The following is a 7943-nucleotide window of genomic DNA, read 5'->3' on the forward strand; positions in this document are numbered from 1 at the left end:
CGCTAGCTTTATTTTGCCTCTGCGATCACTGGGGTAGGCACCAACTGCTTATCCCGGCTGATCCAGATGGCTAGCAGAATGGCGGGTAAACCGAGCAGAGTGGCCACTATGAAGAAAGTGGCGTATCCCTGAGCCGTGACAACCAGCCCGCCAAAACCGCTCAGAAACTTCCCTGGTAACGTCATTAGCGACGAAAACAGTGCGTATTGGGTGGCGGTATAAGCCCGCGACGTTAAGCTGGAAAGAAACGCAATAAAGACAGCGCTGGCTAAGCCATTGGCAAGATTATCGCCAATAATGGTGACGACCAGCATAGGGAGTTGGTTGCCTATCAATGCTAATGCGGCAAACAGCAGGTTGGTCACCATGACAAAGCCTGCGCCAATGATCAGCAGTGGCCCAATGCCGTAGCGAGCAACCAGCAAGCCGCCAAGAATGCCCCCTGTTATACTCATGGCAATACCAAAAATATTGGTGACGTTGGCGATGGTGGCCAGTGAAAAGCCTAAATCGATATACAGCGGATTTGCCATAGAGGCCATGGCAAGGTCGCTAATTCGGAACACCGCGATAAACACTAAAATGCCCAACGCCTTCACCCCATAGCGGTGGAAGAAGTCGGTAAAAGGGCACACAATGGCACCAATCACCCAAGCACCTAGACGTCGCAAAGCTTTCGGTTGGCCACGGCTGGCACGAATGAAGGCGCGTACCTTGGGTTCGTGAATGAGCTGAACCGTCAGCGAGGCGCGCTTTGGTTCAGGTCGAATCAGCACGGTGAGCACGCCAATGCCCACAAGCGCCGCCATACACAGATACGCTGCGTTCCAGGAAATCGCTGATGCCACATACAGCGCCCCGGCACCTGCCGCTAATAGCCCCCCGCGGTAACCGATAATGTAAGTAGAGGCCATCGCTGCTTGTACATCGTCATCCGCGGATTCGATGCGATACGCGTCGATGGCGATATCCTGGGTGGCCGAGCCAAAGGCTATCAGCAGCGCAAAGGCTGCTACCCAGCCTAGGTTGCCTACGGGACTGACTCCCGCTAAGCCCATCAACCCTGCCGCAATCATCCCCTGGGCAAGCAGCATCCAGCCACGCCGCTGGCCAAACGTGCGGGTTAAGATCGGCAGGGCAAGTCGGTCAACGATAGGTGCCCAAAAAAACTTGATTGAGTAGAGCATGCCAATCCAGGCGAAGAAGCCAATGGCGGCCACTTCAACGCCGTCACTGCGTAGCCATGCAGAGAGAGTGGAAAACACTAGCAAAAAAGGTAAGCCTGCTGAAAAACCTAGAAACAGCATGGTGATGACAGGTGCACGACAGTAAATACCTAACGCATCCAGCCAGCTGCGCTGGGGAGTAGGGGTGGGCATATTGGTTAACACTCCAGGAAAGAAAACGTCTGCATCGAGGCCCGCTAAAAACCGCTCAGTGGTAGACTAGGCCTGATATCCATGACAAAGCCGATAGCTTACCGGAGAGGAGTTTTCAATGTCGATTACAGCCCATCAAGTAGTCACTTTACACTACGTGTTAAGCGATGTGCTTAGCGATGGCAGTACCCGCGTGCTAGATGACTCCAACGCACGTGATAAGCCCTTAGAGTACCTCCATGGACACGATAATATTTTGCCCGGTTTAGAGAGTGCTCTGGAAGATAAAGCCGCTGGAGATGAGCTGCGTGTCACGCTTGCGCCTGCTGATGCCTACGGCATCCGTAATGAAGACTTGGTGCAACAGGTGAGTCGTGGGTCGTTTGGCAGCGCAGCGCTTGAACCCGGTAGCCGTTTCCAAACAGAAGGTGAAGCAGGCCCGCAAATTGTCACGGTGGTTAGTGTTGATGGGGACATGGTGACGGTCGATACAAATCATCCGCTGGCAGGCCATACGCTTCGCTATCAAGTCAACGTGCTGGAGGTGCGTGATGCAACCCGTGCAGAGCTGGCGAAAGGCCACCCTCTACCGCCGGGAACCGAACACAGCAAAGTAGAAGATCGAAAAGTGCTTTAGCAGCAAGTTTTAGGGGCTTTAAGTTTCACAGACTTTAAGTTTCACAGGCCTTAAATCTTCAGCGTGCTCAAAATTGACAGTGTATTTTAAAGCTGCAGCGTATTTTAAGCGTTAAAAACTGACCCATATCAAGTTCCTGATGGGCCGCAAATAACCCCGCTGAAAAGCTTGACCCAGGTCAGCTTCCTGCCGCGATTAACGCACTAGGATGGTGTCATACATCACGGCAGGAGGGGATCACCATGTATTGGGATGATGCTGTTATTTTCGGTCTAGTTACTGTCGCGTTAATGATTGCTTTCATGGTTGGTTGGGTAGGTTTTATTGTACGCGACCACCTCCGTAAGGATGAACGTAAAAAGCATTAACGCCGTTGTGGTGACCGTCGTCAGGGGAGGGAGCTTGCTTTTAACAGCGAGCTTCCTGTTGCCGGCCCAGTTGGGTCGGCTTTTTTATTAATTAAAACTATGTTTTCGAGTATTCGCATTAATCGTCTGGTAAAGTACCTAGTTGTACAATAAGGCATTGTACCGCAAGGAAGCCATTTGCCATGAATGCTGCTAATTCAATCGTTGCCATACGCTGTTGCGCTCATCATTATCCCAAAGCTAGTGTTGCCTGTATTCTTCTATTACTTAGCTGGCTATCAGTGCCGGTCTATGCTCAAGCATTAAGCGTCATTAATGGTGAAAAAACCACAGCACTCTCTCTTAATGAGTTACGTCAACAATCTACGATTACCTCGCCAGTATTTGATCCTTTTCAAGGCCGAGAACTAGAGATGCATGGGCTTGAATTCCGTCGCTTTCTCATTAATCAGTTTGGCGAAGTTCCTCCCGCATTGCACTTTACGACATGGGATGATTACGAAGTGACGTTAGATGGCTGGGATGATCCTAAGTGGTTAATGGTCACGGCAGAGAGTGGAGAGCCACTTACATTGCGTTCGCGGGGGCCATTGCGGCTGGTTGATCTGGCTTATAATGATCAGCGTGATATCAAGAGCCTGCGTGAGTTCAACGACTGGATATGGATGATTCGAAGTATTGAGGCCCGTTGGTGATCATTGAGCCGCCGCCTTCTCCACCTGCCGTACCACTGCCACCCCCCGTTCCTTTCGCTAGGAAGCGCCGCTATGTAACGTGGTTATCATTGAGCCTCATGAGTTTTATGGCATTGATGGTAGTTATTGTTTATGAGGCGCGCTGGGTATATCCCGAAATACAGGCTTACTTCAGCCAGACAGGCAATTTGACAGGGCAGCAATTGGCTACCAGGTCTCGGGCATATTTACAGCTCGCCCAACAACATTTGTTAAGCGAACAGCCCTTTGACGATGAACAGCGACAAACGGTTAGGCTTAATCTCGATCTTGCCTATGGGCTAATTGATGTCGAGGTATATCGTCAAAGGTACAGCTGTACCCAGCCGAGTTTACAAACCCTCAATTTACTAACAGAGCGCCTTACAGAAACTACCGTGACACCGTTTGATGCTGCAGCTGAACTGTTGGGCCCAATTGATTGTTTAACGAACATTGAGATGAATCAGCTCGACCTGCGTGGTATGGCAATTAATGAGTTTTCCGAAAGCACCCGACGGTATAATCAGATTCTCACCTATTCGAGCATGGTGATTTTTGCACTAGGGCTGCTGTTTTGGGTAATGCATGAGCGTCAGTTACGGCGTACAGAGCGTGCGACTAAGCAAACCATAGCCTGGATGCAGCATGCGATGCGTGATCCGCTGACGGGGATAGGTAACCGCAGTGCGCTGCATCAGGATGTCGCTACCAAAGAAGGGGCTGCGCTTGCTTTGATCTTGGTCGATATCGACTTCTTTAAGCAGTACAACGATTCATTGGGACATCCTGAGGGGGATCAACTGTTACGGCGCTTAGCCAGTCTGCTGAAATATGTACTGGGAGCAGAGGCAAAACTATACCGATTAGGCGGGGATGAGTTTGCCGCAGTATTGCCTTGTGATGATGATGCGTTATTGATTGGCTACTGTGATCAATTAACGTCTGTTTTAGAGCAGGCTGATTTCAAACACCCCGCGCACCCGCACAATGAAAGGGTCACCTTGAGTATTGGGGCAGTATGCTTTACCGCAGGGGATGCGACCTTTCCAAGTGCCTATAAAGCTGCTGATAAGGCGCTTTACCGAGTAAAGAGCGCCGGCCGTAATGGTTGGCAAATTACTGCAGCTGCATAATGTTTCCACAAAACGCTGAGTGTAGTTAAAAAAAGTAAACAATGGGAAAGTGACGCTCAGCCGGTGGTTTGCTGTGTGCTTCGAGGCTAGGATTGTTTTTAAAACAGTGTTTCATAACCTTTCTAGCGATTAATCCGGAGTGCTGATATGAGCAATGAAGCCGATTCCCTGCTGAGTAAACGGCGTTCACGACGTCAAGTGCTAGCAAGTTTAGGGCTTGGTGCCGCTGCACTTTACGTGGCCCCTACGCTGTTTTCCATGGGGCAAGCTGAAGCGCGTGAACATCACCATTCCCGTTCACGTTATTCAAGACATAGCTATTCAAGGCCAAGCTATTCAAGACCCCATTATTCTAAACCCAGGCATTCACGTCCCCATCATTCACGTCCTTACTACGCTCGCCCACAGCGCTCCCGCTGGGATGGAGACGCTGTGATTGAGATTCGCATAAGCCGCTTATTACCTCGCTGGTAAGGGGTGGGTGCCGTGTCTACCACTTCGATTGCTGTCGATTATGCGTTGGAAAATGTTGGCCCTTGCATACGCTTGATTGATGCAGAGCGGCTACTGCCAGTGATTCATCAAGCCATGCCAGGCTGGCGGCTAACGCCCTGTGAGGCTCAACAGCACGCACCCTCTATTTGTGTTTGGCGGCATCCTAATGGTTACTGGCAGGAAGCGCCGGCCCTGCCGGGAGGCATGTTATTAGATACACCTGCAGGAACCGCATGCAGCGTGATTGCTGATTTAGCGGGGGCTTATCTTCGACATCATCCTGAGCATATTGGGCTTCACTGTGGGGCGGTAGAGGTTAATCAACAGCTAGTAATATTTCCGGATAGTCATCGGGCGGGTAAAAGTACGCTCACGGCGGCGTTCGCCGCGGCAGGTTATCGGGTGTTTGGCGATGATGTGCTGGCACTCAATAGTTGTGGTGAAGGGATAGCGCTGGGCGTTGCACCTAGACTGCGCTTGCCGTTGCCAGAGACCCTTGCGCCGGAGTTTCATCAGTTTGTTGCTAACCACCTAGGGCCTCATGATGATCGCTATGGCTACCTGGCGTTAAACGAGCAGCAGCTGGCATCGCATGGAGTGCGTTGTCCGCTAGGCGCCGTACTGCTTATTGAGCGCGATGAATCGCTCAGTGAGCCACAGCTGGTTCGTCTGCAGCCGGGAGATGGGTTATGGCAGTTGTTGCAGCAGAATTTCGCTGAGCATGAGTCGGATCAAACCTTGATTGAGCGTTTTTTGCCACTCTTAAAAGATTTACCGTGTTTTTTAATGCGTTACCGAGATGCTTACGAAGCGGCAACGTGGCTAGCAACTGAGATAAATAGCGATGGATTTCTTGACGGTGCTGTGGCGACGAGTCCGTGTCGTCGTCAAACTGAGTCGGAGGCGTTCAAACAGCGCCAGGTGCTGGCAGCAAACGACACGCGCAGGTGGCAAATCAGCCCGGTGGCTCACGAGTTTCCATTGGGTGAAGAGCTGTTCGTCATTGCTAAAGAGGGCGGCGAAATCCATCGTTTGAATGTGACGAGTAGAGCCGTGTGGGCACTGCTGCAGCATGAGGCTCTATGCCAAGATGAAATTATTGATACCTTGATGGCTTTTTTTGTTGGCGCTAGCAGGCAAAGTATCAAGCGAGATATCTGCCAGTTATTGGGCCAATTAGTCAGCTTGGGATTAGTGCAGCCTGTCGCCGATTAGCGCTGGCACTGGCGAGGCACCCCAACTGATGATGCCTGCCAGTGTCTCTTTTATTGGCCACGATGCAGTTCTAGTCGTGGCCGTTATAAACGGTTAGGCGCTGATCAGTCCTGCTTTTTCGCGTAGGAAATCAACAATTGTGTCAGCCGGAACCATGGTCGCTTCGCTATCCCTGCGGCCTTTGTATTCCAGTTCGCCGTTATCCAAACCACGATCACCAATCACTAAACGGTGAGGCACACCCATAAGCTCCAGGTCTGCAAACTTGACGCCGGGACGCGTGTCGCGGTCATCAAGCAACACGTCTAAGCCAGCCGCTGTTAGCGCTTGATAGAGACGTTCGGACTCTTCGCGCACACGTTGTGATTTGTGGGCATTCATCGGCACCAACGCTACTTGGAACGGTGCGATAGCGTTTGGCCAGATAATGCCTGAATCATCATGGTTTTGCTCAATGGCGGCAGCGACCACACGGGTAACACCGATGCCATAGCAGCCCATCCACGGATGGCTGGTTTTGCCGTTGTCGCCCAGCACCGTCGCGTTCATTGCTTCGGAGTACTTTTGTCCAAGCTGGAAGACGTGGCCTACTTCAATACCACGTTTGATAGACAGCGTGCCTTTGCCGTCCGGCGACGGGTCACCTTCGGCAACGTTACGTAGATCGGCAACTTGGGGCAGCGCCACGTCACGCCCCCAGTTAATGCCGAAGTAGTGCTTGCCATCGATGTTTGCGCCCGCACCAAAGTCACTCATAAGCGCCACGCTGTGATCAATAATGATCGGCATGTTTAGGCCAACGGGGCCAAGTGAGCCTGGGCCAGCGCCAACCACGGCGCGGATTTCTTCTTCGTTCGCCATGGTGAGCGGAGCGGCTACCTGGGGCAGGTTTTCAGCTTTGACTTCATTAAGCTCATGATCACCACGGATTAGCAGGGCAATCAAACCACCTTCAGCGGCATGCACCATGAGTGTCTTGATGGTTTTCTCAATCGGCAGGCCATGCTGCTCTACCAGGGCGGCAATTGTCTTAGCGTTGGGCGTATCGACCAGATGCATCTCTTCGCTGGGGGCTGCACGCTCGGCGTTGCTGCCTAGCGGCGCGGGCAGAGCCTCAGCTTTTTCCATATTAGCGGCGTAATCGGAGGCGTTAGAGAACACAATATCATCTTCGCCTGATTCCGCCAGCACGTGGAATTCATGAGAACCCGTGCCGCCAATCGAGCCGTTATCAGCAATCACAGGACGGAAATCGAGACCCAGGCGAGTGAAGATGCGTGTATAGGCATCATACATCGTCTGGTAAGTCTCTTTGAGGGAGGCTTCGTCCAGGTGGAAGGAGTAAGCATCCTTCATAATGAATTCCCGAGAACGCATCACCCCAAAGCGCGGGCGAATCTCGTCACGGAACTTAGTTTGGATTTGGTAAAAATTAACCGGCAGTTGCTTGTAGCTGGCAATCTCTTTGCGCACCAAATCAGTAATGACTTCCTCATGGGTCGGGCCTACGCAGTAGTCACGCTCGTGGCGATCTTTCAGGCGTAGTAGCTCCGGGCCGTACTGCTCCCAACGGCCAGACTCTTGCCATAGGTCAGCGGGTTGCACGGCGGGCATTAATACTTCCTGAGCGCCGGCACGGTTCATCTCTTCGCGGACAATGGCTTCAACCTTACGCAGCGTGCGTAGGCCAAGCGGCAGCCACGTATAGAGGCCAGAGGTAAGACGACGGATCATACCGGCGCGCAGCATTAACTGGTGGCTGATGACTTCAGCGTCGGCCGGGGTTTCTTTTAATGTCGCAATCAATAATTGGCTGGCGCGCATGGGCGTGAGCATTCCTTGTTGGTAGGGGTGATGCTTAATCGTTTAGTAATGTAGCGCTTAAACTAGCGCTGAATGCGGCATTGTACGGCTAAGCGAGTAAGGCGGCAAAACCCTACGTTAACAGCTTGGCGTGTGCTGGTAAGCAAATGTGTTAAACTTGCCCGGTTTTGTGGCTC

At 51.9% G+C, this 7943-nt stretch carries 8 protein-coding genes; 6 read left to right on the forward strand and 2 right to left on the reverse strand.

Annotated features, from left to right (window positions below; genetic code table 11):
* Positions 1–8: 8 nt before the first annotated feature.
* The gene (locus INT22_RS07965; RefSeq protein WP_193059630.1) at positions 9–1379 is read right to left on the reverse strand and encodes an AmpG family muropeptide MFS transporter; all 1371 of its coding nucleotides are present in this window, start codon (positions 1377–1379) and stop codon (positions 9–11) included.
* Between the two features lie 118 nt (positions 1380–1497).
* On the opposite strand from INT22_RS07965, the gene INT22_RS07970 reads away from it, so the two are divergent.
* The 6 genes from INT22_RS07970 to INT22_RS07990 all read left to right on the forward strand — a co-directional run bounded on the left by INT22_RS07970 (position 1498) and on the right by INT22_RS07990 (position 5943).
* Positions 1498–2016, forward strand: a complete 519-nt coding sequence (locus INT22_RS07970) for an FKBP-type peptidyl-prolyl cis-trans isomerase (protein ID WP_193059629.1) — start codon at positions 1498–1500, stop codon at positions 2014–2016.
* A 242-nt stretch (positions 2017–2258) separates the two neighbouring features.
* Positions 2259–2384, forward strand: coding sequence for a cytochrome c oxidase subunit CcoM (gene ccoM, locus INT22_RS22090; protein ID WP_269768700.1), 126 nt, complete (start codon positions 2259–2261; stop codon positions 2382–2384).
* A gap of 182 nt (positions 2385–2566) precedes the next feature.
* Complete coding sequence (locus INT22_RS07975; protein ID WP_089038550.1) at positions 2567–3079, forward strand: hypothetical protein; 513 nt, start codon at positions 2567–2569, stop codon at positions 3077–3079.
* 107 nt (positions 3080–3186) lie between these two features.
* On the forward strand, positions 3187–4233 hold the full coding sequence (locus INT22_RS07980; protein ID WP_319022057.1) for a GGDEF domain-containing protein: 1047 nt from the start codon (positions 3187–3189) through the stop codon (positions 4231–4233).
* Positions 4234–4510: 277 nt separating this feature from the next.
* Positions 4511–4669, forward strand: coding sequence for a hypothetical protein (locus tag INT22_RS07985; protein ID WP_193059628.1), 159 nt, complete (start codon positions 4511–4513; stop codon positions 4667–4669).
* 50 nt (positions 4670–4719) lie between these two features.
* Positions 4720–5943, forward strand: a complete 1224-nt coding sequence (locus INT22_RS07990) for a PqqD family peptide modification chaperone (protein ID WP_193059627.1) — start codon at positions 4720–4722, stop codon at positions 5941–5943.
* A 93-nt stretch (positions 5944–6036) separates the two neighbouring features.
* Here INT22_RS07990 and INT22_RS07995 read toward each other — a convergent pair whose 3' ends face one another.
* The gene (locus INT22_RS07995) at positions 6037–7767 is read right to left on the reverse strand and encodes a proline--tRNA ligase (RefSeq protein WP_193059626.1); all 1731 of its coding nucleotides are present in this window, start codon (positions 7765–7767) and stop codon (positions 6037–6039) included.
* Between the last annotated feature and the right edge of the window lie 176 nt (positions 7768–7943).

The organism is Halomonas sp. 3D7M (assembly GCF_014897885.1).
Lineage (GTDB): Bacteria > Pseudomonadota > Gammaproteobacteria > Pseudomonadales > Halomonadaceae > Vreelandella.